Genomic DNA, 25534 nt, shown 5'->3' on the forward strand with positions numbered 1-25534 from the left:
CTCGGGCCTTCGGGTACCGGTAAGTCGGTGTTCCTGAAGTCCCTGATCGGACTGCTCCGCCCTGAACAAGGCTCCATCGTCATCGACGGCACGGACATCCTGCAGTGCTCCTCCAAGGAGCTCTACGAGATCCGCAAACTGTTCGGCGTTCTCTTCCAGGACGGCGCACTGTTCGGCTCGATGAACTTGTACGACAACATCGCCTTCCCGCTTCGTGAGCACACCAAGAAGTCGGAATCCGATATCCGCAAGATCGTGATGGAGAAGTTGGACCTCACGGGTCTGGTCGGCGCCGAGGACAAGCTTCCCGGTGAGATCTCCGGCGGCATGCGCAAGCGTGCCGGTCTGGCGCGTGCACTCGTTCTCGATCCCGAGATCATCCTCGTCGACGAGCCCGACTCCGGTCTGGATCCGGTGCGTACGACGTACATCAGCCAAACGCTGATCGACATCAACGCCCAGTCGGACGCGACGATTCTGATCGTCTCGCACAACATCAATCTCGCACGCACGGTGCCGGACAACATCGGCATGCTTTTCCGTCGTCAGTTGGTGATGTTCGGTCCTCGCGAGGTGCTGCTCACCTCGGACGAGCCCGTCGTCAAGCAGTTCCTCAACGGAACGATGATCGGTCCGATCGGTATGTCGGAGGAGAAGGACGAGGCTCAGATGGCGCACGAGCAGGCGCTCGTCGACGCCGGTCACCACGCCGGTGGTGTCGACGACGTCGAGGGCATCGTGCCGCAGATGAAGGCCACCCCCGGAAACCCGGAGCGTCAGGCTGTTCGTCGTCGCCAGGAGCGCGTCCGTCAGATCATGCACACCCTCCCAGCTAACGCACAGGCGGTCATACGCAACAGTTTCGGCAGCGTGGAGATGCTCTACACCTGAGGCGCGAGCCAAGTCTTCGAGGCATAAAGGGAGGCCGCCGCACCGGCGGGCTTCCCTTTGCTGCGTTCAAAGCAGTGCAAACACTTCGTCGGGCGATGCGAACATAGGTAGACAAAACCGGTCAATTTATCTAGTAAATGAGCAAAAATGATATATTGTACAAATAGATGTGATTAGCGACACTGCATACTTCCTGTGTGTGTGCGCGCCCCAGCAAGGAGTCCCGATGAGTACACCCACTCGCTCTCAACCACCCCACCCAGTCGACGAATGGCATGACAAAAAGCGCTACCTCTGGCTGCTCGGACTGATTGCGCCGACGGCCCTGTTCGTGGCCACAGGACTGGCATACGGTTTCGGAAAACTCGGATGGTCAGCGGTAACACCCATCGTGTGGTGGGTCGGTCCGATCCTGCTTTATGTGATGCTGCCGATCCTCGACCGATTCTTCGGCCCGGACGGGCAGAACCCCCCGGACGAGGTGATGGAGCAACTCGAGAACGACAAGTACTACCGGTACTGCACCTACGCCTACATCCCCTTCCAACTCGTCAGCCTGGTCTTAGCCTGCTACCTCTGGTCCGCCGATGACCTCGGATGGTTGGGGATCGACGGAGGCTTGGGACTGATGTCGAAAATCGGCGTGATGTTCACCGTCGGAGTCATGGGTGGAATCGGGATCAACACCGCACACGAAATGGGACACAAGCGCGAAAACCTCGAGCGCTGGCTCTCCAAGATCACCCTCGCCCAAACGATGTACGGGCACTTCTACATCGAGCACAACCGCGGCCATCACGTGCGAGTTTCCACTCCCGAAGACCCAGCCAGCGCCCGATTCGGCGAAAATTTCTGGATGTTCCTTCCGCGCAGCGTTTTCGGTGCCATCACGTCCTCATGGGAGCTCGAGCGCACGCGGATGCATCGTATCGGTAAGCGCACGTGGAGTCTTCAGAACGACGTACTAAACGCGTGGGTGATGTCGATCGTTCTGTTCGGTGCGTTGACCGCAGTGTTCGGTTGGGTCGTGCTGCCATTCCTGGTGATTCAGGCGATCTACGGAGCGTCCTTGCTCGAAACGGTCAACTACCTCGAGCACTACGGACTGATGAGACAGAAGCTGGAATCGGGAAGATATGAGCGATGTGCGCCAGCACACAGCTGGAACTCCGATCACATCGTCACCAATATCTTCCTCTACCACCTACAACGGCACAGTGACCACCACGCGAATCCTCTTCGCCGTTACCAGACGCTCCGCAGCATGGACGGAGCACCCAATTTGCCGACCGGTTACGCAAGCTTGATCGGACTCGCGTATTTTCCGCCCCTGTGGCGCAAAGTCATGGACCACCGAGTGCTCGATCACTACCAGGGAGATATCACCTTGGTAAATGTCGATCCGCGCAAAAGCGCGAAGATTCGTTCCCGCTACGGAGTGAAGTGATCATGAGTGCCTATCAATGCCCCATCTGCGGCTTCGTCTACGACGAGACGAAAGGTGCACCGCGCGAGGGATACCCGGCAGGAACCCCCTGGGACGCGGTCGACGACAGCTGGTGCTGCCCGGACTGCGGTGTCCGCGAGAAGCTCGATTTCGAGAAGAAAGAAGTCTGATAGGACATGTCCGATTTCAAACTTTTCCGTTGTGTCCAGTGCGGATTCGAGTACGACGAAGCCGAAGGCTGGCCGGACGAGGGGATCGTGGCAGGGACCCGCTGGAGTGATATCCCCGAAGACTGGAGTTGCCCCGACTGTGGAGCAGCGAAAAGCGACTTCGACATGGTCGAGGTGAACCGCTGATGAGGGTCATCGTCATAATCGGAACGGGCGTGGCGGGGTCCAGTGCGGCCAATACGCTTCGCGCAGAGGGATTCGACGGCCGCATCGTCATGATTGGTGAGGAAGCGTACGCACCCTACCGGCGTCCAACGCTCTCGAAAGATCTCCTCGCGGGTACCACTGCCATCGAGAAGGCTCTGCTTCACCCGGCTGGTCACTGGGCCGCCAACGACATCGAACTCCGATTGTCCACGCAAGTGACCACACTGAACACCGCCACGCGCATTCTGTCACTCGATACCGGCGAAACCATCAGCTACGACACCCTTCTGCTCGCCACCGGCGGCCGGCCCCGAATCGTTGCACACCGCGCCGGGATACGCATGCACCAATTGCGCGGCGTCGCGGACGTGGAATCACTGCGCACGGCCATCCTCGACGCGGGATCGTTGTTGGTCATAGGCGCTGGATTGATCGGAATGGAAGTTGCTGCGACCGCCCGTGAACTCGGTGCTGCAGTCACGATCCTCGAGGCCGGAGTGCGTCCGTTGAGCCGATTTTGCCCGCGCGAGGCTGCCGACTATCTCGTCGGCTTGCATCGTGCACATGGGGTCGACATTCAGGCCGACGTGCAATTGGCCGCAATCGAGGAGAGCGAGGACTCGGTGATCGCGACCGACGCCAGCGGACGTACGTGGTCGGCTGCGATGGCATTGAGCGCCGTCGGTATGCTACCGAATACAGATATGGCGGCCGCGGCGGGGATCGACGTCGACAACGGCATCACGATCGACGAGCAGCACAGGACGTCGGCCCCGGCCGTATTCGCTGCGGGCGACGTCGCCAACATCTTCGACCCCGTGGCCGGTCGGCGAACACGTCACGAGAACTGGAACAGCGCACTTGCACAAGGTGATCGAGCGGCCCGGTCGATTCTCGGACGCCCGCTGCAGCCGGTCGAGGTGCCGTGGGGGTGGACGAGCCAGTACGGAAAATCGCTCCAGTTCGCCGGCGTTCAGACACAGGACTCCGAACATGTCGTTCTGGGATCAGTTCCGGACGGAGACTTCACGATTCTCATGTGTCGAAACGGATCGCTGGTCGGCGCCACCGCAATGAAACGTCCGAAGGACATCCGCATCGCGCGGACCCTCATACGGGAAGGCAGTTCGCTCAACCGTGACGTACTCGGCGAATCGCCGAGTTTGTCGGACTACATCGCTGACAGGCAAAGACTGGAAACCGCCAGCCCCGGATAAAGTCGGACCATGTCTGAACACACTCGACCTGGAAATCGCAGTCGGTATCAAAGTGCCGCGACCCTCCTGATGCGAAGCGCCGTCCTCGATTCGCTCTCTACATTGCTGCTCGCGCGGCGATGGTCCGCGATCACCATGACCGATGTAGCGGAGGCAGCAGGCGTCAGTCGTGCGACTCTCTACAACGAGTTTCGTTCGCGAAACGGACTGGCTCGCAGTTATGCCATCAGACTGACAGATACGATCGCTACCGGAGTCGAGGACGCGGTCTATTCGCACCCCGATGACAGCTACCGAGCGATCTGGACCGGCTACGCCGGATTCTTTGCAAAAATCAGTACGGACCCCCTCGTCCAATCCTTGCGTACCGAGGATCCACCCACCGATCTGTTGAAAATGATTACCGTCGAAGCTGACTTCATTATGGATCATGCCGTCGAACGATTGGCAGAAGCGTTCCGCCGCAGCTGGGTTCAGGCGCAACCTGCAGATGCGGAACTCATGGGAAAGGCGATTGTCCGTACTGCCTTGAGTTTCATTTCCCTACCTGCACCCAATGGCGAAAAAGCCGCAGAGGACGTTGCGCGGTTCTACGTACCGTTCGTCGAGGCCATTCGATCGAAATAGCCCCTCTGTGCGGAACGAAACCGACTCGGGGTTGTGGGCGTCGGCCGCAGTAATGGCTCGATCTTTCACTTGCCGATGTACGGAATTCATACCGCTGACACAGAAGGACACACAGTGACTGACATATCGCTTGGTATCTCCCGCACGCCACTAGGTCTGGCCATCGACGCGGCGATGATCGAACTCGAACGTGGTGAGAGTGCCTGGGCACTGACGGGTTTGCATGATCGCAGGGGTGTCCTCGCCGATATCCGCGAACTCGTCCGTGTACACGCCGACGAGTGGGTAACCATTGCGGCCACCATCAAAGAACTCGACCCGCAGTCCCCGCTGGTAGGAGAGGAGTGGCTTTCCGGGCCGTACCCGCTGCTCACCAACGCCGACGCCCTCGCTGAAAGCTTGGCCGCACTCGAACGGGGAAGGAGTCCACTTGCCGGGTCGAACATCACCGCGGCACCGGGAAACCGAATCCGTATTCAGATCCTTCCCGACTCCGTGACCGACAACATACTGCTCAACGGTTTTACCGCCGAAGTGTGGCTACAGCCCGGGATCGACAAAGTACGTGCGTTGGCCGCAGCAGGCCTCGGACAACTTCATCCAGAGAAAACCGCAGGGATAGGAGTGGTACTCGGGGCCGGCAACATCACGTCCATCGCACCGTTGGACGTCCTCTACGAAATCTATGCACACAATCGTGTCGTGGCCCTCAAACTTAGCCCGGTGATGGACCCGTTACTGCCGGTCCTGGAGAAGATCTTCGCCCCCTTGATCGAGCGGAATATTGTACGAATCTTCACCGGGGGCGCAGAAGTGGGGGAGTATCTCGTCAACCATGATCTGGTCGCACACGTGCACATGACTGGTAGCGCCGCAACGCACGACGCCATCGTCTTCGGCGCCGAAGACCAAGGAACGCAACGCAAAGTGGAAAACTCCCCACTCCTCGATAAGCCGATCACCAGTGAACTCGGTGGGGTGTCTCCCACCATCGTGTTCCCAGGAAAGTGGTCATCAGCGGACCTTCGGTATCAGGCCGAGCACGTTGCAACCCAACGGCTCCACAACGGCGGATACAATTGCGTTGCCGCACAAATTCTCGTCGTGAGTTCCACATGGACGCAGAAAGATCAGTTTCTGCGCGAAGTGCGAGAGGCACTCGATCGGGCGCCGACTCGAGCGGCCTACTACCCAGGCAGCGACGGACGTTTGCTGAGCGCCCTGAAGCAGTTTCCGGATGCGCAGACGGTCGGCAGAAAGAACGAGCGTGTGATTTGCTCGGGGCTGCGACGGGGCGAGGACCACCCGATCTTCCACGAGGAATACTTCGCTCCTGTGCTCGGAATCATCGAACTACCCTTCAGTGGGGTCGAGTTCGCCAGAGAGGCAGTAGAATTCGCCAATTCCGAATGCGCGGGCACATTGGGGGTGAACATCATCGCGCACCCGGCCACGATCAGGTCCTACGGGCAGGCATTCGACTCTGCAGTCGCCAACTTGCGTTACGGAACGATCGCGGTCAACACCTGGACCGGATTCGGCTATCTGACGGCGAAAGCGCCCTGGGGGTCTTTTCCTGGTCATACCCTTGCTGACGTACAAAGTGGAATTGGTGTGGTACACAACTCCCTTCTCATCGGCCACACCGAACGGACCGTAGTCCGGGGTCCGTTCCGCCCCGCGCCACGGTCAGTTCTGGCCGGCGAGTTTTCTCTCTCGCCTCGGCCACCCTGGTTCGTGACGAATACGGCAGCGGCGACCACGGCGAGAAAGTTGACCGAGTACGTCGGATCCCCGTCACTGCGCAAGATGCTGGGAATATTCCTGTCATCGTTGCGTGGCTGAAAAGATGTTCATCGTAGTGGTACAAGCTTGATCAATGTATGATTTCGGCTTGGCGAGGTCGTAATGCTGGACGACTCAGGTCGTGGCGATAGATGTATGAGCTGCTGCTTGATCGGACGGGACGCTCGGGTTGAATGCGGAGCGAATTATAGTCCGCAGCATAGCCGAGGGTGCGGGTATCCAAAGCGACGCGGTATTGGGCGGAGCGCCATTCCTTCATTCTCTTGTGAGCCGCGGCGATCGGCGGTCTCTCGTGGGGGACTCGGCCCTGCCGTCGCAGACACCGAGAATGACGCGGACCCGAATGTCCATGGAAATCTTAAGTACACACCAAAAATGGATGAAAAACGATGACTGGTAACCGCAAAACTTCTTACTATCCTAGAAGCGATCCCGTGGAGCTTGCGAAGATATTATTCGACGAACTTGTTGGGCGCTATCGGGACGAAAAGTATCGAAGAAACGGAGCTGAGGCTTCAGACGAGGCTCCGCGTTGCAAAGGGGAGACAGAAGCACTGCTGGCTCTCGCGTTGAAATGGGTGCCGTATGGAGGAGTATCCGAGGATGAGGTATTCGAATCATACGGAATAAGTTTGGCCGACTTCATTGACCGGCTATGGACGATTGTTCGCGGTCAGCAGAGTGATCAGAAATTCGTCGCGAAATTAACTGCGGTATACCCTGAAACGAAAATGTTTGCCAGCACGTCGGTGGGCGCGCGCCATGCTCGATAGGTGGGTGGAGGCGCCGGTGACCAGCGCTGATCGACTCATTCGAATTTCCCTTGCAGTGCGTTGAGTCCGGCCAAGATCAGTTCCGACACACAAGATTGTTGTCGCAGGGCCTTCCCCCGAGCAGGCTCAGCGGGATAGATGGGATCGCATGCGCGCTTCATCAATAGGAGGCTTTGTCTCGATGACGGGAGTGGCGCAGTGCCGGCGCCAACGGTCGACTACCGGATTCGGTCGACCGCTGACAGTGATTGGGAGAGTGACTGTTCGGTGTGGCGACAGTCTATATGCCACGCTCAAACGTCATCCAGTACATGACGCCACTTCTGCGCTGTCGCAGGCGGGGCGAAGCCAAGCTGGGTTGAAATTGCAGGTGGAGTAGCCGTTGGTCCCGGTCCGCGTCATGACGACCTTCGGAGCGACCGCTCGAACCGACCTTCGAGTCCTGTGCACCACACCGCGTCGGAGGGTCCCGCTACCATCGCGACAGAGACCGCTGACCAATGGTTCGACGCCTCCGCACACGAGGAACACCATCGCCGCCCACCGTCGGATTTGGATGCCACTCACCGAGTCGGAACGATTAGCACATCGCCGCCTATGCTCGACATAGCTGTTCCGAAGACCGATAACGAGTACTGCCCAAAGGCAGTCGGCGTGGTGAAACGTGGTTCAATCCCCTCGGTTCACTGTTGCGCAAACCGAACGACGCCGATCACCGGAGTACATTGTGGAATCCCGCGCTTGAAGCGTGCTTCAATGTCAACCGGCGTTCGGGAACACCGTTATGGACGATGAGCATGGCCCAGAAGACGTGCCAACGATTGAACTGGCCCCCGCAACCGGGTCAATCACTGCGAGAGCGTCGTCCTCGGTTTCCCGCAGCCTGGACAGACGCAGCGCGGCTAGATCCACCACAGCCCGAAGAGCACCGTCGAGGAATGCCGGGGACTGTGGTGGGACGATTCGATCCAAGTATCGAGGCGTGGATGCGCAACATGCTCGGTGGTCGATCATTTGGTCGCCGAGCCGGCCACACAGCGCGCCCTCGCCTACTGCGCCGGACAACATGGCCAAACGATTCGGTAACATTATGCTGGCGATCGTTGTTCCTTGAACGGTCGGCCGCGCGCCGAGGCCTGGCGAAGATCGCGTACGAGGCGGAGTTCCAGGCAGCTACTTTTAAACGTGGCTCCGGCGCTTCTCGGGGCGTTCTATGATGTACGAGCAGGCTTACCGCGTCACCGAGGGCGAGGCGGGATGGGCCGCAGTGGCGGCAATCGGGTGATTTGGCTGGGATGTCGCTGAGCAATTGGCTCGATGGTGTCGATGATCCCTGCTCGACGTGGCGTGTCGTGAAAACCTCGGTGATCAAGCGACGGAGCCGGGTGGGATCTGGAGAATTGCGAAACAGCATCGTCCGCCGGAATCGGTGCATCGCACGGTGCTTGACATCGTCGGGCACCTCGGGTTAGTCGGAAGCCCAGCGACTCGTCGACCTTGCCCAGATTGCGGTCACGAAGTGCGCTGTCGCAATCCTGGTGCCGGCTGAGCGCAACACACCCGAATTGGTCTTGTAGCACCGGGTGGGAGTCGCGCAGACGCTTGTAGGACTCGTACGGTCAGGCGCTACCGTGGTCGGTAAGAAGGGCCGCCATCAACAATGCGTGCCGGCTTCCTCGCCACTCACGGCTGTTCCAGTGCGCGCACGAAATGGTCGATAGTCACTGTCATGAACAGTGCTGTTGCCGTGGCGATTTCTTTTCCGTCAGAACGGCGCAGGTGTGCACTGACGTACAGCCGACGTCCCTCACGCCGGTCGAGACTCGCGGTCACGGTGTACGGAGTTCCCAATCGCACGGGTGCGACGTAGTCGACGTTCAAGGATCGGGTGACAGCAAGCTCGCCGATCATGAAGAGGAGAAATCCGAAGAGATCGTCGAAGACGGTGGCTACCGCGCCTCCATGGGCGATACCGGGTGCTCCCACGTGACGGTCGTCGAAAGTCTGCGCCGCAACGACCCTCTCCCCGTCGCGATGTACCTCCAGATGATGACCGTGGGGATTGGCGGGCCCGCAACCAAGGCAGCGCTCTGAGTGTGGTGGCAGCTGGGTGCCGTCGGGCAACCGGGCAACCATCCCCGAAGCCCAGCTCGCCAACACCGGATCGATGTGGCCCGATGGGTCGACTGACAGGTCCGCTGTCCCGCTTGAATCGTAGTTCACGCCGCTCCTGCCGGGACTAGGGATAACCAACCGTGCAAGCGGACTACATAGATGGCCTGTTTGTCAACAGTCGGATCAGAAGAGCATAAACTGTCAACGGTGTCAACGTCGTCTTCTCGACGCAGTGTGCGTTGCGTTGTGACCTGAAATGAACAAAATCTGCCGCCCGTCTAGAGTGTCGGCATGGCGGGCGAATCGATGCGTATGACTTTTCGACGGCATATGCGCGAGCAGGTGTTGGCGACAGCTCACGTGCTGACTGTCGAGAAGGGGTGGGAGCGCGTACGCGTGGCCGAAATTGCTGCGCTCGTCGGAGTCTCTCGCCCCATGTTGTACAAAGAGTTCGGCGACAAGCAGGGTCTCGGCGACGCCCTCGTTGTCAGGGAGGGCGAGCGGTTCCTGGTGGGGATTCGTCAAGTTCTAGATCAACGCAGCGACCATGCAAATGAGGCCATCACCTGCGCCGTTCGATTCACTTTGGACGAGGCCGCGGCCAGCCCCTTGCTCAAAGCGGTCTTGACGTCTAATACCGCAGACGGCACCGCAGAGTCCAGCCGCAGTACAGGAATGTTGCCGTTGCTCACGACGTCGACCACGTTGCTGCAGATCGCGTCAAACGAGTTGGTGTGCTGGTTCACCGATCACTTTCCGCAGCTCGATAGTGACGACGTCGCTGACGGTATCGACGCGCTCGTTCGGTTGACGGTGAGTCATCTCGTTCTTCCTGCCGACGAAAGTGACGCCACTGGGCGGCAGATTTCGCGAGTCGCCCTGCGCTATTTGGGACTTGAGGAACCGCTCGCGACCGTGCCGTCTCAAGGCGACGGCAGCTGTTCCCGGCGGGCCTTCCCCTCATAGTATGCCTGCGGCCCGCTTGATCGCAGACATAGGGGATCCGGGGCTGGGTCGGGCAGCCGTGCGTGACGGAACTCGCTTGGAGAACGGCCGGTCCAGCGCTTGAATGCGTGCGAGAAGTTAGTCAGATCGCTGTACCCGAGTTCGAGTGCGATCTGGGTAGCGGACATGGTTCGGGTCAATAGGAGCCGCATGGCGCTGTCGCGAAGACAGGATTGTTGCAATTCGCGGAAAGTCGTCCCTTCTGCGGAGAGTTTCCGCTTCAGTGTGCTCGTCGATACGGACAACTCGTACGCCACCCACTGGCTGCTCCGCTGCGCAGGATCCGTTTCGAGGAGGATTCTCACCTGCTCCGAAATTGACGTGACGCCTCTCCGTTGTTCGAGCGTGTGTTTCAGTTCACCGATCGCGAGCCGGTAGGCAAGGGGGTCGGAAAACTGACACACGTCGTCGAGCGTGTCCGCGGGAACGTGCAGGTATGACATCGGAGCGTCAAAAAATAAGCGTGCGGCAAGCGCTGAGTCGTCCTCAGTATCTGGGAGCGCGACGGGCGCCGGCCAGCTCATGTGGAGGGTCACGGTCGGCGCACTACTGACGAGCATGTCCAGCACTCGCAACAACGCTGCCCCGCTGTAGGTGACTGCCAAACAGTCGAGCGCCCGATCGCCGGTAATTCCCGTGAGCCAGACCGTCAGGCCGCGGTCATCCCAATGGAAGTGTGGACGTAGGGCCGTCGAGATCAACGGCAGGTAGGCGAGCAGTTCGACGACCTCGGTTATTGAGCCTGCACTTACCAATGGCACACTTAAGGCCCCGAACGACGTCAGCCGGGCCTGTTCTGCAAAAGCCAAACCCAACCGGGTTGCCTGGTCGATGTCGAGTTCTGGGTAGGCCTGTCTGAACCACCGCAACGGTGCCGCGGTATCACGCTGGAGAAAGGTCGCCTCGTCGACCCCTTCGGACAGCATGATACCGCGCATTCGCGTGACCGCGACCGAATCGAGGGCGCGACTCTCCAGCATCTGGACGAATACGAACGGGGGTATTCCTTCGTCGTTGAGGTTCACGATGGTTCCTTTGGGCTGAATCCACAAGTATCTGACTCTAGTGAACATAGCCCTTGATCTCGTCCCCCGAGACAATTCATCGAGACCCCACACCGGGGATTCGGGTAACAACTCGATGAGCGGTGGCGTTCTCGCGTTGAAATACCCGGAACCCGTTCTAATCGGTGGCGACCTCGGTTGCCGTAGTAGACAAAGTGAGCACACTTGATGGTCAGCAAAAGCTCGGTATCGAAGATTGCACAAAGTGCGGAAATTTCAGTTTCGGTTGCCCCGTGTGGTCGCGCGACCGTTTCCCGGCCCAGGACACCACCGCCACTGCTTCATTATTCGAAGTAGTGGCGGTGGACGGTTGATCTCGAACGTGCGGGTACGAGACAAGCTCTGCAGTGCAAGGGTGGGCCCAAGTGCCAAGTTCAGGCCACGCCGCCAGCGTGGGCGCCTGGTGAAAAGTGAGCTTTGCTTACGACATTACAAAAAACTGAAAACGTAACGAAACGGGACATTCGATGCGATGATGTACCTCGCAAACGGTGGTCAGCAAGTATGGGAGTTGATGTGAGAAATAGCGCATCCCGCACCCTCAATCGAGTTATCGGGACCGAGACAGGTGCAGCACGTCAAGTCGTCTCATCCACGGTGCGGGGCTGCGTGCTCGCGCGATGCCGCACGTCGTCGGCGCCCTACCTTGGTATCTCGCATTCCGCAATCTTCGGCGTGGTCGGCCGAGGCTGGCGTGTCTACGAGGTGCGCGCACAGTTCAGTCAGCGTTTCCGGAAATGTCTGACATCTATCGGCGAGAGCGATCCGGCCGCGCTGCTGCTCAACCGTTATGAAGCTGTTCCACAACGAGGATTCGAGGAGGTTCGCAATGGCAGTGTTTAAGGACGAGAACGAGGTCTACAAATTTCTCGCGGGCATATTTCAGCATGGTCTTGAGGTAGATGGACTGGGAGACAAGCTAGCGGGTTCGGGTGTGGTATTGCGGGTGCATTACACAGATCCGGACGCAGTGGTGACGGTGGATATGCCGAACAAGGTGGTGGAGACCGGGACTTCGAGTGTGGCTGTGCCCAATGTTGAGCTATTCATGTCGGCTGACACCGGGAACAAGTTCTGGCTTGGGAAGGTGAACCTGACGATGGCGATGGCGAAGGGAACCGTGAGGGCGAAGGGCCCGGTGCCGAAGTTGGTCAAGTTGATCCCGCAGGCGAAGAACTTGTTTCCGGAATACCGGTTGATGTTGCGGAGTCAAGATCGCCAGGATTTGATCGATGCGTGACCATCGCGTGACCGCTGAAAACGGGATGGTGGCTCGGTGAAGAGCACCATGCAGGACGTGCCGTTGACCGTGTCATCAATACTGCGTCATGCCGAATCAATCCATGGCGAACGGGAGGTGTTGACCGCGCGCGGGCCGGGGCAGATCTCGCGGGTGTCGTATCGCGAGTTGGGTGAACGTGCGGCTCGGTTGGCCAATGCGCTTCGCGAGCTCGGGATTCATGGCGATGAGCGCGTCGCAACGCTGCAGTGGAGCAATCAACAACACCTCGAGGGCTACGCGGCGGTGCCGTCGATGGGCGCGGTGTTGCACACGTTGAACCTGAGGCTGCCGACCGATCAGCTGACGTGGATTGTTAACCACGCCGACGACCGGGTGATCATCGTTGATGGCACTGTCCTTCCGCTTTTGGCGCCGGCGTTATCGTCGATGACGTCAGTGCGCACGGTGCTGGTTACCGGTCAGGGTGACCTCGGCGCCGTTGAGGGGTGCGGTAAGGACATTCTTCGATACGACGATGTGCTGGCCGCCCAGTCGAGCTCGTTTGACTGGCCTGACGTCGATGAGCGGTCCGCCGCGGCAATGTGCTATACCAGCGGAACCACTGGGAATCCGAAAGGCGTAGTTTACAGCCATCGTTCGACGTGGTTGCATTCTCAGGCGGCGTGCACCTCGAATGCGCTGGGCATCGGTCATGACGACACGGTGTTGGCGATCGTGCCGATGTTCCATGCCAATGCGTGGGGACTTCCCTACGCGGCGATGATGGCGGGTGCGCAACTGCTCCTGCCCGACCGCTTTTTGCAGGCTGAGCCGTTGGTGGAGATGATCGAGGCAGCGCGACCGACGATGGCGGGCGCTGTTCCAACGATCTGGACCGACGTTCTGCACTATCTACGAGACAATCCCGGCCATGACGTGAGTTCGCTGAAGATGGTGGCATGTGGGGGTTCCGCGGTTCCGCGGTCGTTGATGACCGCCTACGACGATCTGGGTATCCGCATTGTGCAGGCATGGGGGATGACCGAGACATCGCCGCTTGCAGCGGTCGCACTGCCGCGGGACACCGACTCAGCGGAGAAGTCCTTGCAGATTCGTGCAACCCAGGGCAGGGTGGTGGCCGGCGTGCAGGCCCGGATCGTCGATGACGCTGGTGCCGAGCAACCCTGGGACGGAAAGTCGGTTGGCGAGATACAGATCCGCGGCCCGTGGATCACTGGGTCGTACTACGAGCACGACAGGCCGGCGGTGTCGGCGGACGGGTGGTTGTCCACCGGAGACGTCGGCACGATCAGCGCAGACGCGTTCATCGCTCTGACCGACCGTTCGAAGGACGTCATCAAGTCCGGGGGGGAATGGATTTCCTCGGTCGAACTGGAGAACGAGTTGGCGGCTCATCCCGCGGTACGTACCGCCGCGGTGATCGGTGTGCCCGATGACAAGTGGCAGGAACGACCGCTGGCAGTTGTCGTTCTTGACAGTGACCGCACGGCGACTGCCGCGGAATTGTCGGAGTTCCTTCGTCCGCGAGTGGCCAAGTGGTGGTTACCGGAGCGGTGGGCATTCGTTGCGGAAGTTCCACTGACCTCGACCGGCAAGTTCGACAAGAAGAAGCTACGCAGCGAGCACGCCGACGGAAACCTCACCGTCGAGACACTCGCCTGACGGGGCTACCGCGGCAACCAGATTTATCGATCTAAGGAGAGTCATGAAGACACGCGCTGCTGTTCTGTGGGGCTTGGGGGAGAAATGGGAGGTCGAGGAGGTCGAGTTGGATCCACCCGGCCCCAACGAGGTGATGGTGCGGCTGACCGCTAGTGGGTTGTGCCATTCCGACGAACACCTCGTGACCGGTGACCTACCGTTTCCGCTGCCCGTCGTGGGCGGTCATGAGGGTGCTGGCACCGTGGTCGAAGTCGGTGCGGGTATCGAGGACATTGCCGAGGGCGATTCGGTGATCCTCACCTTTCTCCCGTCGTGCGGACACTGTTCGTACTGTGCGCGTGGCATGGGGAATCTGTGCGACATGGGTGCCGCCATCATGATGGGCCCGCAGATCGACGGCACCTACCGCTTTCACGCGCGCGGTGAGGACATTGGCCAGATGTGTCTGCTGGGCACGTTCTCCGAGTACACGGTGGTGCCGAGATCGTCACTGGTCAAGATCGACACAGGGACACCGTTGGACAAGGCAGCGCTGATCGGCTGCGGTGTCACGACCGGCTACGGGTCGGCGGTGCGCACAGGCGAGGTGCGTGCCGGGGACACGGTGGTCGTGATCGGGGCCGGAGGCATCGGTATGAACGCGATTCAAGGCGCGCGAATCGCTGGCGCGTTGAACATCATCGCCGTCGATCCCGTGGAGTTCAAGCGCAAGCAGGCCGGCGGGTTCGGAGCTACTCATGCCGCTACCTCGGCCGACGAAGCGTGGGCACTCATCAGCGACATCACTCGCGGCAAACTCGCCGACGTCTGCATCGTGACCACTGATGTCGCCGAGGGGTCCTATATTGCCGAGGCGCTCTCACTCGTCGGCAGGCGTGGACGCGTGGTGGTGACCGCAATCGGACATCCCGAGGACACCTCAATGTCAGGTTCGCTGCTCGAATTGACACTGTATGAGAAGCAAATTCGCGGTTCGCTCTACGGCTCGTCCAACGCCGCTCACGACGTCCCGCGTCTGGTGGAACTTTACAACGGCGGACAACTGAAGCTCGACGAGCTGATCACCCGGGAGTACACCCTCGACCAGATCAACGAGGGGTACGAAGACATGCGATCAGGCCGCAACATCCGAGGCCTCGTCCGATTTTGACGCTCCACCGCGGGGGCGGGGGGAACTTCTATCGACGGTGGCGACGGTAAGCGGTGGATCTCGTGCGCGGCTGGCCAGGCGCCTCCAAGTCGAGGTTCGGGGACGCTCCCGCGCACACGCGAATCGCCCCAGCAACCAGGAAGGCTAGTTCACATGCCACTACCAACCGAATCGCAAGGCGTCAGGCCTGACTGTCATCAACTACTCGACGAGGTCCGTCGTGTCGCAGAGTCAGGACGTACGCGGGATTTGCAGTGGCGCCTGGATCAACTGGCAGGGATCGAACGGCTCTGTACGGAGCGTGAGGGCGAGATCGCCGCGGCGTTGGCGGATGACCTTGGTCGCTCCCCTGTCGAGGCGTGGCTTGGCGACATCAACGCCACGAAGACCGAAGCCAGCTTCGCGCGAAAACACCTCAAAAAATGGATGCGACATAAACGCGTGTCATTGCCGCTGAGTCAGTTGCCTGGTCGCGGGTGGGTGCAGTACGACCCATTGGGCGTCGTGCTGGTCATCGGACCGTGGAACTACCCCCTCTATTTGGCTCTGGGGCCATTGGTTGCAGCGGTGGCAGCCGGCAACTGCGCAGTGATCAAGCCATCCGAGCTTGCGCCCGCAACCTCCGCGTTACTAGCCCGTAGGGTGCCGGAATACCTTGATGCGGAGGCGGTCCGAGTCGTAGAGGGAGACGGCGAGACAACTCAGGATCTGCTGTGCCAGGGGTTCGATCATGCCCTGTTCACCGGAGGCACAGAGATCGGTAAGAAAATCATGGCCACCGCCGCGATGACTTTGACTCCGGTAACGCTCGAGTTGGGCGGGAAGAGCCCAGTCGTCGTGGCCGCCGACGCCGACATCGACGTCGCTGCGCGTCGGATCGCGTGGGTCAAGTTGCTCAACTCTGGCCAAACCTGCATCGCCCCAGATTACGTTTTGGCGGACAAGTCGATCGTCGACGTATTGGTGAAAAAGATCATCCAGAACATCGCCGAGTTCCGGTCCGCCGAAGCGAAGTTCTCACTGCCGATCGTCAATGCGCGGCAATTCGACCGGCTGGTTGACTTAATCACCGCTACCCAGGGCACCATCGTCACCGGGGGTCGCTCCAACCGGGAAAGCCTACGCATTGAGCCGACTGTCATCGTGAATCCGCCCGAAACTGATGCGGTCATGGCCGGCGAGATCTTCGGTCCCGTCTTGCCGGTCCTCGCGTTCGACTCGATCGACGCAGCTGTATCCCAGATCAACGCCGGACCAAAACCATTGGCGCTCTACCTATTCACATCTTCGTCGCAGCAGGCCCGCCACCTGATCGACCGCATCCCATCTGGTGGCGCGGTCATCAACCACGTCGCATTGCACTGCTTGATTCCACAGCTGCCCTTCGGCGGCGTGGGCGCCAGTGGGATCGGCGCCTATCACGGCAAGTGGGGGTTCGAAGCCCTGAGTCACCGCAGAGCAGTGCTGTCCAAACGTGCCAAACCCGATCTGCGACTGATCTATCCGCCGTACACCGAACGTACGATTAAGTTGCTACGGAGACTTCTATGAACGAGCTGATGGACACCGGTTCAACAACGTCGTCCCTCGGATCACTCGTCGCGAAAGGCCCGGGTGCACGGCGAATGTGGGAACTGTTTAATACACATGCAGGAGACGTAGGTCGCGTTCCGTCGAATCTCACCGACCAGCGAGTCTTGCACTTCACGCTCGTCCGGTTAAACGGTGGACTGACTTGACAGCATGAACAGTAGCGGCGGTAGCACTCGGTATCGTGGCTCACCGGGGTCTAGCCCGTTGAGCCAAAGTCACAACCTTTTGGTCTCGACGGGACATAGCCGCCGCAGGCAACTTTCACCACAATTATTAGAGATCTTACGACACCGCATCAGGAGTTGGTTATGGCAGTTGTCACGTTCGTAACTCATGACGGCGAGCAGCACGAAGCGCCGCTGGTGGAGGGCCAATCGTTGATGAAGGTCGCCACCGACAACGCGGTGCCCGGTATCGATGGCGATTGTGGAGGTGAAGCGGCGTGTGGGACGTGCCATGTGATCGTCGATCCGCGGTGGTCGGAGACGGTTGGGCGTTCGGGCGCCGTTGAGGAGGAGATGCTCGCTATGAACCCCGAGCGTGAACCGACCTCCCGGTTGTCTTGCCAGATGGACGTCTCCGCAGCGTGGGATGGCTTGGTCGTTCAGACGCCCGAATTTCAGATGTGACCACGAGGAAACGGATATAACACAATGAAGGTTTCTGAAGTAATCGCCGAGCGTGTCCAGTCAGCTATTCCGATGGATCTGCAGATCCGTGGCGCACATCTATACGACAAGACGCGGCGTGTAGTGACCGGATCGAACGGTAAGAAGCTGTTCGTCGAATCCCCCATTCCGCCGGTCGAGGATGTCGAACTCGCCGACATCGACCTCAGCAACCCCTTTCTCTACCGTCAGGGGCGGTGGCAGTCGTACTTCGAGCGCGTGCGCAACGAGGCCCCGGTGCATTTCCAACCCAACAGTCCGTTTGGCCCGTTCTGGTCGGTCACCCGCCACGCCGACATCGTGGCCGTAGACAAGAATCACGAGGTGTTCTCCGCTGAGCCGTTGATTGTCATCGGTGTCCCACCGCGCTTTTTGGACATCTCGATGTTCATCGCGATGGATCCGCCGCGGCACGACAGGCAGCGGGCTGCCGTGCAAGGCGTGGTCGCGCCGAAGAATCTCCGCGAGATGGAAGGGCTGATTCGCTCGCGCGTGCAGGAGGTGCTCGACGAGGTGCCGCTCAACGAGCCCTTCGACTGGGTTCAGACTGTGTCGATCGAGTTGACCGCTCGCATGCTGGCGACCTTGTTGGATTACCCGTACGAGCAGCGCCGCAAGCTCGTCGAATGGTCCGATCTGGCAACGTCGATGGAGCAGACCAACGGCGGCCCCTCAGACCTCGACGACACGTTCCGCGGTATGCGTGAAATGGCGCAAGGTCTCAGCGAACTCTGGCGAGACAAGGCTGCCCGGACCGCTGCTGGTGAGGAACCAGGCTTCGACTTGATCACGATGCTGCAGGCCAATGACGACACCGCGGATCTGATTGACCGTCCGATGGAGTTTTTGGGCAATCTCATCCTGCTGATCGTCGGTGGCAACGACACCACTCGCAATTCGATGAGCGGCGGCGTTCTTGCGTTGAACCGGTTCCCCGACCAGTTTGAGAAACTGAAGGCCAACCCCGACCTGATTCCGAACATGAACTCCGAGATCATCCGGTGGCAGACACCATTGGCCTACATGCGCCGTATCGCCAAGGCCGATACGATTTTGAACGGTCAGTTCATCCGCAAGGGCGACAAGGTAGTGATGTGGTACGCCTCGGGAAACCGAGACGAGCGCATATTCGACAGGCCTGATGATTTCATCATCGACCGCGCCAACGCCCGCAACCACATCTCCTTCGGCTTCGGTGTCCACCGCTGCATGGGTAACCGGCTGGCCGAACTGCAGCTGAAGATCCTCTGGGAAGAACTGCTTTCTCGTTTCGAGAACATCGAGGTTGTCGGCGAACCCGAGTACGTGCAGTCCAACTTTGTGCGGGGGATTAGCAAGATGATGGTCCGCCTAACCCCCAAGTCCGACACGTGACAACGCAGCGGGCCGTCATCATCGGCGCCAGCCATGCTGGGGTCCAACTCGCCGCCGGCCTGAGACAGGAGGGGTGGACCGGAGAAATCGTCCTCATCGGCGACGAATCGGCGCTGCCCTACCAACGCCCTCCGTTGTCAAAGGCCTATCTGGCCAACAAGTGCGGCGTCAGCGAACTCGCGCTTCGAGGCGCAGAGTTCTATGCGAAGCAACGGATTCAGCTCCTCGACGCGACAGTCGAATCGATCGAACCATCTGCGAAACACGTCGTGTTGGGCACGGGCGAAACATTGACCTACGACAACCTCGCCCTGTGCACCGGCGCACGACCCAGGCGGCTGTCGATTCCGGGTGCCAACCTGGCCGGAGTCCACTATCTGCGCACGGCCGCGGACGTGACATTGCTCCGTGCGGCCACGATACCCGGCCGGCGAGTCGTGATCGTCGGCGGTGGCTACATCGGACTGGAGACAGCGGCGTCGCTGCGCGCGTTGGGTCTCGAGGTCACTGTACTCGAAGCCGCCGGCCGCGTGCTCGAACGCGTCACGGCTCCGGAGGTGTCGACGTTCTTCGACCGCATTCATCGCGCGGAAGGTGTCACCATTCGCACCGACGCCTCGGTCGAGGCGCTGTCCGGGGACGAACAGGTTCGTGAGGTGATTCTGGCCACCGGTCAAACAATTCCAGCGGACATCGTCATTGTCGGCATCGGCGTGGAGCCGAACATCGACCTCGCGTCGGCCGCTGGCCTGCTCATCGACAACGGCATCGTGATTGACGATCAAGCTCGGACCAGCGCCCCCGACATCCTCGCCGCCGGGGATTGTGCAAGTCATGACATGGCTCGTTACGGCCGCCGCATCCGTTTGGAGTCGGTGCCGAGCGCGGGCGAGCAGGCCAAGGTGGCCGCGGCAACCATTTGCGGGAAACCTAAACAGATCGCAGCGCTTCCGTGGTTCTGGTCAGACCAATACGAGCTCAAGCTCCAGATTGCCGGTCTCAACACCGGGTACGACGAGGTTGTTCTCAGCGGCGACCCGGTACGCGACCGCGACTTCAGCTGCTTTTATCTCAGGGCTGGTGAGCTCATCGCAGCAGACTGCATCAACCGCCCCCGTGACTTCATAACCAGTAAACGGACCATCACCCAGCAACTCCCCATGAACCGAGCAGAGCTAGCACGCGTCGGATCGGCGTGACCTGACCAGCTCTCGAACGCGGGTCTTGACGATCTGCGGTGCGAATGCGTACGAAGGGAGAATCGATGACTGTCACGATGCAGTCTCCTATCGCATGGGGGCGTGAGCGACGCTCATCGGTATTTATGGCGCTGCTTTTAAAGAAGAGTGGTCGATGGCCGGTGCGGGAACTGGCCCCGGCCCCTGAGGGGTCTGGTCTCACGCCGGTGCCGGGATCCGCCGGTATGCCACTTCTCGGACACACTCTGGACTACATCCGTTTTGGTTCCGACTTCACCAGGTCGAGATTCAGTCAGTTCGGAGAAGTTTCGAGGATGGGTGCGATCGGCACGAAGATGGTGGTGGCAAGTGGCCGGACCGGATGCCACTCAGGATGCGCTAACGACCAAGGCAAGGGCGTTCTCCCAGGACGGGTGGACGTATCGCATCGACGCGTTCTTCCATCGTGGACTGATGCTGATGAGTTTCGATGGAACATGCAGGAAGCGTTCACCCGCGACAGACTGGCCGGCTACGTCGCGCAACTAGGGCCCACGCTGGAATGATGACCACATACCTGTCAAAGCGTTGGTGTGCGCTGTAAGGAGTTTTCATGCTCGGCAGTACCTTGATCGAGGGCTACCCCCACCGGATGGGAGGTCATTGCGGGTCGGGCGCGATGCGGGATCTGATCCACTGGAATGGCCTGGGGTGGGACGGTCCGCCGGATGAGGGTTTGGTGTTCGCGCTCGGCGGTGCACTGGGGCTGTCCTATGTCCGATCGAAGGACCTGACTCCGCCGCTGTATCTGGTGGGACGGAACTCTGACTTCGAGATCGATCTCCCTCGCCGGCTCGGTGGCCAGGTCGACGTCCTGACTACAGACGATCCTGCCGAGGGATGGTCCTGGGTGGTTGACGAGATCGATGCCGGTCGACCCAGTCTCGTGTGGGGCGACATCGCTGAACTGCCGTACCTACGAGTCCAGTTGCAGATGAGCCGCCACGACATCGTTGTGATCGGCTACGACGAGGCCCAGGGCGTTGCCTTCGTCGTGGACAACGACCGCGCGGAGGTGCAAGAGGTCTCCCTCGCCGCATTGGCACGTGCTCGAGCATCGACGGCATTCCCTGAGCCGACCCGTCACCGCACCTACCGCATCACCTGGCCGGAGGAGTTGCCAGACCTGCGATTCATCGCGGCGGACGCGTTTCGCCAGTCCTCGGACAGTATGCGCCGGCCGTCTGAGCCTGGAATCGTCGATGTTGCGGAGACGGGAACCGAAGGCCTGGCCGCGGCTTCGCTTCTGGCGGAAGACGTCCAGACCTGGGGCGACCTCCCCGACGATGACCTCGAGGTCGTCCTGTATGGCCTGCGCGCATTCGTAGAGAAGGCAGGCACAGGCGGTGGACTGTTTCGCCGCCTGCTCGCCCAAGGGTGCGGCGATGTCGCACGTCTAACCGGTGATGGCGCGACAGCCGAGCTCGCGATCGCGGCCGGAAATTGTGCGCAAGCGTGGACCGACGCGGCACGGGTGGGAATCCAACGAGACGTCGAAATACGAGCCCGCGTGGAGAACGTGGCTGTGGCGGCCAGCAGCCTCCCCGAACTGGAGCTCAAGCTGGTCGAGTCCCTCGAGACCGCTGCGCTCTCGCTGAGACTTGCGGGTCGTTGACGGCCGACAGCCGGGTCTGTGCGTGGCGACACTGATCTCCGCGCTGACTGTCGAGCGAAGACACGCAGTGCTTACTGACGTGCAGGAAGAGCGGATTGCCGAGTTCGTTCGGGCGACTCGCGCCGATGTTCGAGTGGCATACGATCGGGTGCGCACAAGATCGCCCAGAACGCGGCCTTGAAATCGAAAGTTTCATCTTGGGCCCCTAGTGATTCGCATCGTTTGGCGGGAACACCGAAAACGGTCTGGTCCATAGAACTGGACAGACGTCTTTCGGTATTCGGCTCAAACGCGGGCGGCGAACCTTTAGGGGCTCACTGCTGCACACAACATGAGTTGTGGTGACGCGTAACCGAGTGGATTGTCGGGCTCAGCGCGTACTACAAAGGGCGCTGTAACCCAGATGCTCCTTCTCGCGGGCCCAGCCACTGCACTCGACGTGACACCGAAGTCGGGATGGCCGAGATCCGACTGCCTAGATCGCGACTGCTCAACGCTACCGAGGATGATGAAGCTCCTGTGTCTGGCTCTGATCGCCTGGAACGCCGTCCAAGGCCACCGACTCCTCATCGCCAATAGTCGCGATGAGTTCCAATGGAGGCGAATCGAACCGGTTCACCGGTGGCCCGATAGCCCCATCGTCGCCGGCCGCGACGCGTGTCGCGGCGGAACCTGGTTGAGTGCCACGCCTGTAGCCGACCTCGTCGACGATAATTAGCCCGATCTTGTCGTAGCCGCGCCAACTCAGTCGGCAGCTTTCCCTCAGCGTTAGCGGTTTTGAGTCTGACCAACCCAATCGACCGCGGGTAGCGAACGCCACCCGGTACCCAGACTGGGCCACCATTTCTCGGCTGAGCGAGGGCTGGTAGTCGAAGTTATACGCCTCCAATGATTTTTGTGTCGGGAAATCCTGCTGATCGGACCCTTGTTTGAGTTCCAGATGATTCGCTCGCCGTGACTTCTCTGGACAAGACGGCAGCGAGATAATCCTCGTGGCTCCATCCGTCGCTGCGGGTTTGCTCCGCCAGTCATTGCTGCCGATTCTCGAATACGGGGCGCTTTCAACGCCTGGGCGTTGTGTTCGAAGTCCTTGAGCGGATCCGCGCTTCTCATTTACTGCACCGCGTGACCATTACTTGTTGTTCCACAATGGAATTCAACTCCGAATGCACGGTCGTAGTCGCCCAGGTCCCGCATCAACCGATCCTGATCTTCGACGGCCTGCGTCGGGTTTTGGAACTGTTCTCGCAACTGGGCGGCCGATTCCACGTGCAGTGGATGATCAGTGACAGTCAGCCCCCGAGACCATCGCCGGTTCGTGTTCGGCCAGTGCTCGGCCTTCCCGAGTGACCGCTACCTAGCGTAGATCGGGCGTTTTCGTGGACTCGGACGTAGTAGTCGCGAGGCACGCGGATCTGCGAGCATGCGGCGGTAGACGGTGGAACCGGTGGCAACGGCTGTGAACGACGGTCGAAACCTGGTTCTGGCCCAATTTCCGTGATCGATTCTGAATACGTCAGTTGCTGAGGAGTATTCGTTTGCGGAGGAGGTCGAATCCGGCGCGCCCGTACATTTGCCGTTTGAGCATCTTGATTCGGTTCACGTGCCCTTCGACAGCACCGGAACTGTACGGCAGAGTCAGTCCATTGCGGACCGCAGCGTGGTCGGTGTCGAGCCCTCGGACGAAACGATGCAGCTGCGGCAGATCATCAGCCGAGACGGCCGATATCCACGAGTTCAATTGTTTCCCAAGGTGTTCGGTGAGCATCTCCGCAAACGATGCGACATGTCCTGCAGTTGCTTCGAGATGTGGACAGCCGGCGAGAACCTGCTTGAGTCCGATCTGCTCGTCGTCGGTGAGGTTGTCGGGGTGACGCAACATCCAGGAAGTGATTCGCCGGACCTTCGGAATTTGTTTTCTGGCTGGCGCCGCGCCGATGGTGCGCAGCGGTTTCAAATAGTCGCGGACGGAGCTGTAGCTGCCGCGATACCCCAATGCTCGAAGTTCTTCGTAAAGTGCAGCGGCGGAGGTGCATCCGTCGTTGAAACGCTCGTGCAGGTGGACGGAAAACCTGTCCAGCATAGTTGGCCGGCCGGCTCGCGGCGCTCCCAACAATTCATCGACACTGCTTGCGTAGTAGAAACGGCGGACGGTCTCCCTAGCCAGTCCGAGTTGCCGTGCGATCGTTCTGATTCCTATGCCTTCGTTCTTGAGAGTTGTGACCGTCTCGAAGCGATTCTTCGTGCGAACGGCGAGTATCGAACTCTCCTGACGGGTGGCGTGTACCTGTTCGGCGGCCATCCTCAGTTGCTCCGACGCGGTGCGTTCGATCGAAGGTTCAGGCTCTAACTCGGACTCCTTCTTCAGGCAATGGTGATGGGCTGCAACAGTTTTCTCCACTGCTTCGGCGAGGTTGTGCCATAGGTGCCAGCGGTCGGCGACCTCGATCGCATCCGGCGCTCCAGCACGGGCGGCTTCGGCATACGCGTCGGCGCGATCACGGCAGATCACCTGTGTTCCCGGATGTTCGGTGAGCCATTTGGTAACTGTTTTGGCTTTCCGGTTGGCCAGAACATCGACCGGACGGTGAGTATCCATATCGATCAGAATTGTGCCGTGTGAACGACGGTCGAAACCTAGTCCATTCCTGACGGACGAAAACTAGACCACGCCGATGTATTCATTGTGCCGCGTTGTCCGCTCTCACGGACGGCAACGTATCGATCCCGGTGTTCCTGAGTCGGTAACTCGCCCCTTTCAACGTCAAAACCTCTGCGTGATGGACGATTCGGTCGATCATCGCGGCCGCGACCGCCTGATCGCCGAACACGTCACCCCACCGACCGAACGGCAGATTCGATGTCAGAATCAACGAGGCATGCTCGTAGCGACTCGACACCAACTGGAAAAACAAGTTCGCAGCGTCCTGTTCGAACGGGATGTAGCCGACCTCGTCGACGAGAATCAACCCGATCTGTCGTAGCCGCGCCAACTCAGCCGGCCCTTGGATTCGGGGTCGTACGGTTTGAGCTGGATCAGTGTCGTGGCAACCGTTCCGACGAATGCGGTGACCGGATCGGTCAGCCGGCCGCGGCGGCCGATACCGGATTCGTTGTCCCACCACAGACGATGCGGGATCGCACCGAGATCCTGTGAGAGCAGCTGCCACATACCTGCAACCAGGTCCATCGAGACTCGACTGGGCAGCATCATTGCGGTGATGAACCGGGAAAATGCGGCGACCATCACCAGCACCGGCGGGGCACCACACTGGCCACCGCCAAGCGGAATCGACGCCGGCGGAAACCACAGATCGCACTGCACAACCTCCCCAGGATCGTGCTGGAGACGGTCCGCCGGGTCGGCCGGGGCATATTCGGGTCTGATCACCCGGACACGTTCACGCAGCCAGCTGATCGACCCGCTCCATCCGATCCGTTCGGCGATCACCGTTGCCGGCATCATCGGGTGCCGCGTGAGCAGCGCCCTGATCCTCGGTTCCACATTCAATCTTGGTTGGGTGGTCTAGTTTTGGGCTGTCGTTTCTGGACTACTTTTCAACCGTCGTCAACAGGAGTGTTCAACTGGGTGAATCGCCGCTCTGCGCTGGCACGTGAAGCACTGACGAGCGGCCGCCGACTCGACCCGTCCCACAGCTTCGGGAAGAT

The 25534-nt window shown here is 60.1% G+C and carries 21 protein-coding genes and 4 pseudogenes; 20 read left to right on the forward strand and 5 right to left on the reverse strand.

Annotated features, from left to right (window positions below; genetic code table 11):
- The 8 genes from AC2ETI_RS31760 to AC2ETI_RS31795 form a co-directional block, all read left to right on the forward strand.
- Nucleotides 1–891, forward strand: an 891-nt coding sequence (locus AC2ETI_RS31760) for an ABC transporter ATP-binding protein (RefSeq protein ID WP_483634979.1), incomplete at its 5' end; no start/stop codon positions are given.
- 226 nt (nucleotides 892–1117) lie between these two features.
- Nucleotides 1118–2338, forward strand: a complete 1221-nt coding sequence (locus AC2ETI_RS31765) for an alkane 1-monooxygenase (RefSeq protein WP_058037362.1) — start codon at nucleotides 1118–1120, stop codon at nucleotides 2336–2338.
- A 2-nt stretch (nucleotides 2339–2340) separates the two neighbouring features.
- On the forward strand, nucleotides 2341–2508 hold the full coding sequence (locus AC2ETI_RS31770; RefSeq protein ID WP_058037391.1) for a rubredoxin: 168 nt from the start codon (nucleotides 2341–2343) through the stop codon (nucleotides 2506–2508).
- 6 nt (nucleotides 2509–2514) lie between these two features.
- Complete coding sequence (locus AC2ETI_RS31775) at nucleotides 2515–2694, forward strand: rubredoxin (protein WP_058037361.1); 180 nt, start codon at nucleotides 2515–2517, stop codon at nucleotides 2692–2694.
- Nucleotides 2694–3932 carry an NAD(P)/FAD-dependent oxidoreductase gene (locus AC2ETI_RS31780; RefSeq protein ID WP_058037360.1) on the forward strand — a complete coding sequence of 413 codons (1239 nt, stop codon included), beginning with the start codon at nucleotides 2694–2696 and terminating at the stop codon, nucleotides 3930–3932. The genes AC2ETI_RS31775 and AC2ETI_RS31780 overlap by 1 nt, the downstream gene beginning before the upstream one ends.
- A gap of 9 nt (nucleotides 3933–3941) precedes the next feature.
- Nucleotides 3942–4559, forward strand: a complete 618-nt coding sequence (locus AC2ETI_RS31785; RefSeq protein ID WP_058037359.1) for a TetR family transcriptional regulator — start codon at nucleotides 3942–3944, stop codon at nucleotides 4557–4559.
- Nucleotides 4560–4733: 174 nt separating this feature from the next.
- Nucleotides 4734–6404 carry an aldehyde dehydrogenase family protein gene (locus AC2ETI_RS31790; protein WP_058037390.1) on the forward strand — a complete coding sequence of 557 codons (1671 nt, stop codon included), beginning with the start codon at nucleotides 4734–4736 and terminating at the stop codon, nucleotides 6402–6404.
- A 350-nt stretch (nucleotides 6405–6754) separates the two neighbouring features.
- Nucleotides 6755–7138, forward strand: coding sequence for a hypothetical protein (locus AC2ETI_RS31795; protein WP_156423095.1), 384 nt, complete (start codon nucleotides 6755–6757; stop codon nucleotides 7136–7138).
- A gap of 1683 nt (nucleotides 7139–8821) precedes the next feature.
- On the opposite strand, the gene AC2ETI_RS31800 is transcribed toward AC2ETI_RS31795, so the two are convergent.
- Nucleotides 8822–9361: a PaaI family thioesterase gene (locus AC2ETI_RS31800; RefSeq protein ID WP_253741190.1), complete on the reverse strand. Its 540-nt coding sequence runs from the start codon at nucleotides 9359–9361 to the stop codon at nucleotides 8822–8824.
- A 222-nt stretch (nucleotides 9362–9583) separates the two neighbouring features.
- Between AC2ETI_RS31800 and AC2ETI_RS31805 the strand changes: the two genes are divergently transcribed.
- Nucleotides 9584–10219, forward strand: coding sequence for a TetR/AcrR family transcriptional regulator (locus AC2ETI_RS31805; protein ID WP_082661331.1), 636 nt, complete (start codon nucleotides 9584–9586; stop codon nucleotides 10217–10219).
- On the opposite strand, the gene AC2ETI_RS31810 is transcribed toward AC2ETI_RS31805, so the two are convergent.
- On the reverse strand, nucleotides 10177–11283 hold the full coding sequence (locus tag AC2ETI_RS31810; RefSeq protein ID WP_082661337.1) for a helix-turn-helix domain-containing protein: 1107 nt from the start codon (nucleotides 11281–11283) through the stop codon (nucleotides 10177–10179). The two genes, AC2ETI_RS31805 and AC2ETI_RS31810, sit on opposite strands and share 43 nt — an antisense overlap.
- An 868-nt stretch (nucleotides 11284–12151) precedes the next feature.
- Between AC2ETI_RS31810 and AC2ETI_RS31815 the strand changes: the two genes are divergently transcribed.
- From AC2ETI_RS31815 to AC2ETI_RS31865, 11 genes and pseudogenes are all read left to right on the forward strand, one after another.
- The gene (locus tag AC2ETI_RS31815) at nucleotides 12152–12562 is read left to right on the forward strand and encodes an SCP2 sterol-binding domain-containing protein (RefSeq protein WP_058037389.1); all 411 of its coding nucleotides are present in this window, start codon (nucleotides 12152–12154) and stop codon (nucleotides 12560–12562) included.
- A 48-nt stretch (nucleotides 12563–12610) separates the two neighbouring features.
- Nucleotides 12611–14227, forward strand: a complete 1617-nt coding sequence (locus tag AC2ETI_RS31820; RefSeq protein ID WP_082661336.1) for a long-chain fatty acid--CoA ligase — start codon at nucleotides 12611–12613, stop codon at nucleotides 14225–14227.
- A gap of 43 nt (nucleotides 14228–14270) precedes the next feature.
- Nucleotides 14271–15377, forward strand: a complete 1107-nt coding sequence (locus tag AC2ETI_RS31825) for an NDMA-dependent alcohol dehydrogenase (RefSeq protein ID WP_058037355.1) — start codon at nucleotides 14271–14273, stop codon at nucleotides 15375–15377.
- 153 nt (nucleotides 15378–15530) lie between these two features.
- Nucleotides 15531–16928 (forward strand): aldehyde dehydrogenase family protein, encoded by a 1398-nt coding sequence (locus AC2ETI_RS31830; RefSeq protein ID WP_058037354.1) that lies wholly within the window; start codon nucleotides 15531–15533, stop codon nucleotides 16926–16928.
- A gap of 350 nt (nucleotides 16929–17278) precedes the next feature.
- Nucleotides 17279–17599, forward strand: coding sequence for a 2Fe-2S iron-sulfur cluster-binding protein (locus AC2ETI_RS31835; protein WP_058037352.1), 321 nt, complete (start codon nucleotides 17279–17281; stop codon nucleotides 17597–17599).
- 24 nt (nucleotides 17600–17623) lie between these two features.
- Entirely contained in the window at nucleotides 17624–19012 is a 1389-nt protein-coding gene (locus AC2ETI_RS31840) for a cytochrome P450 (RefSeq protein WP_058037351.1), read from the forward strand.
- Complete coding sequence (locus AC2ETI_RS31845; protein WP_058037350.1) at nucleotides 19009–20211, forward strand: NAD(P)/FAD-dependent oxidoreductase; 1203 nt, start codon at nucleotides 19009–19011, stop codon at nucleotides 20209–20211. Before AC2ETI_RS31840 ends, AC2ETI_RS31845 begins: the two co-directional genes overlap by 4 nt.
- Before the next feature lie 65 nt (nucleotides 20212–20276).
- Nucleotides 20277–20744 (forward strand): annotated as a pseudogene (locus AC2ETI_RS31850) (cytochrome P450); the annotation flags it as partial.
- A gap of 59 nt (nucleotides 20745–20803) precedes the next feature.
- Complete coding sequence (locus tag AC2ETI_RS31855) at nucleotides 20804–21865, forward strand: BtrH N-terminal domain-containing protein (protein WP_058037349.1); 1062 nt, start codon at nucleotides 20804–20806, stop codon at nucleotides 21863–21865.
- Between the two features lie 508 nt (nucleotides 21866–22373).
- The gene (locus tag AC2ETI_RS31860) at nucleotides 22374–22583 is read left to right on the forward strand and encodes an NRDE family protein (protein ID WP_095996194.1); all 210 of its coding nucleotides are present in this window, start codon (nucleotides 22374–22376) and stop codon (nucleotides 22581–22583) included.
- A gap of 431 nt (nucleotides 22584–23014) precedes the next feature.
- Nucleotides 23015–23215 carry a hypothetical protein gene (locus tag AC2ETI_RS31865; protein WP_058037346.1) on the forward strand — a complete coding sequence of 67 codons (201 nt, stop codon included), beginning with the start codon at nucleotides 23015–23017 and terminating at the stop codon, nucleotides 23213–23215.
- Between the two features lie 166 nt (nucleotides 23216–23381).
- Here the strand turns inward: AC2ETI_RS31865 and AC2ETI_RS31870 are convergent.
- From AC2ETI_RS31870 to AC2ETI_RS31880, 3 pseudogenes are all read right to left on the reverse strand, one after another.
- Nucleotides 23382–24479 (reverse strand): annotated as a pseudogene (locus tag AC2ETI_RS31870) (ISL3 family transposase); the annotation flags it as partial.
- Between the two features lie 67 nt (nucleotides 24480–24546).
- Nucleotides 24547–24864 (reverse strand): annotated as a pseudogene (locus AC2ETI_RS31875) (ATP-binding protein); the annotation flags it as partial.
- A gap of 2 nt (nucleotides 24865–24866) precedes the next feature.
- A pseudogene (locus AC2ETI_RS31880) lies at nucleotides 24867–25391 on the reverse strand (IS21 family transposase); the annotation flags it as partial.
- Between the last annotated feature and the right edge of the window lie 143 nt (nucleotides 25392–25534).

The organism is Rhodococcus sp. MurmanLake-1 (genome assembly GCF_056945715.1).

Excerpts from the sequence above, each read along its gene's own strand:
- AC2ETI_RS31770 (WP_058037391.1), top strand. The coding sequence starts at position 2,341 with ATGAGTGCCTATCAATGCCCCATCTGCGGCTTCGTCTACGACGAGACG.
- AC2ETI_RS31765 (WP_058037362.1), top strand. The coding sequence starts at position 1,118 with ATGAGTACACCCACTCGCTCTCAACCACCCCACCCAGTCGACGAATGG.
- AC2ETI_RS31820 (WP_082661336.1), top strand. The coding sequence starts at position 12,611 with ATGCAGGACGTGCCGTTGACCGTGTCATCAATACTGCGTCATGCCGAA.
- AC2ETI_RS31860 (WP_095996194.1), top strand. The coding sequence starts at position 22,374 with ATGAAGCTCCTGTGTCTGGCTCTGATCGCCTGGAACGCCGTCCAAGGC.
- AC2ETI_RS31865 (WP_058037346.1), top strand. The coding sequence starts at position 23,015 with ATGGAATTCAACTCCGAATGCACGGTCGTAGTCGCCCAGGTCCCGCAT.
- AC2ETI_RS31795 (WP_156423095.1), top strand. The coding sequence starts at position 6,755 with ATGACTGGTAACCGCAAAACTTCTTACTATCCTAGAAGCGATCCCGTG.
- AC2ETI_RS31780 (WP_058037360.1), top strand. The coding sequence starts at position 2,694 with ATGAGGGTCATCGTCATAATCGGAACGGGCGTGGCGGGGTCCAGTGCG.
- AC2ETI_RS31790 (WP_058037390.1), top strand. The coding sequence starts at position 4,734 with ATGATCGAACTCGAACGTGGTGAGAGTGCCTGGGCACTGACGGGTTTG.
- AC2ETI_RS31835 (WP_058037352.1), top strand. The coding sequence starts at position 17,279 with ATGGCAGTTGTCACGTTCGTAACTCATGACGGCGAGCAGCACGAAGCG.
- AC2ETI_RS31840 (WP_058037351.1), top strand. The coding sequence starts at position 17,624 with ATGAAGGTTTCTGAAGTAATCGCCGAGCGTGTCCAGTCAGCTATTCCG.
- AC2ETI_RS31825 (WP_058037355.1), top strand. The coding sequence starts at position 14,271 with ATGAAGACACGCGCTGCTGTTCTGTGGGGCTTGGGGGAGAAATGGGAG.
- AC2ETI_RS31830 (WP_058037354.1), top strand. The coding sequence starts at position 15,531 with ATGCCACTACCAACCGAATCGCAAGGCGTCAGGCCTGACTGTCATCAA.
- AC2ETI_RS31785 (WP_058037359.1), top strand. The coding sequence starts at position 3,942 with ATGTCTGAACACACTCGACCTGGAAATCGCAGTCGGTATCAAAGTGCC.
- AC2ETI_RS31815 (WP_058037389.1), top strand. The coding sequence starts at position 12,152 with ATGGCAGTGTTTAAGGACGAGAACGAGGTCTACAAATTTCTCGCGGGC.
- AC2ETI_RS31775 (WP_058037361.1), top strand. The coding sequence starts at position 2,515 with ATGTCCGATTTCAAACTTTTCCGTTGTGTCCAGTGCGGATTCGAGTAC.
- AC2ETI_RS31855 (WP_058037349.1), top strand. The coding sequence starts at position 20,804 with ATGCTCGGCAGTACCTTGATCGAGGGCTACCCCCACCGGATGGGAGGT.
- AC2ETI_RS31805 (WP_082661331.1), top strand. The coding sequence starts at position 9,584 with ATGCGCGAGCAGGTGTTGGCGACAGCTCACGTGCTGACTGTCGAGAAG.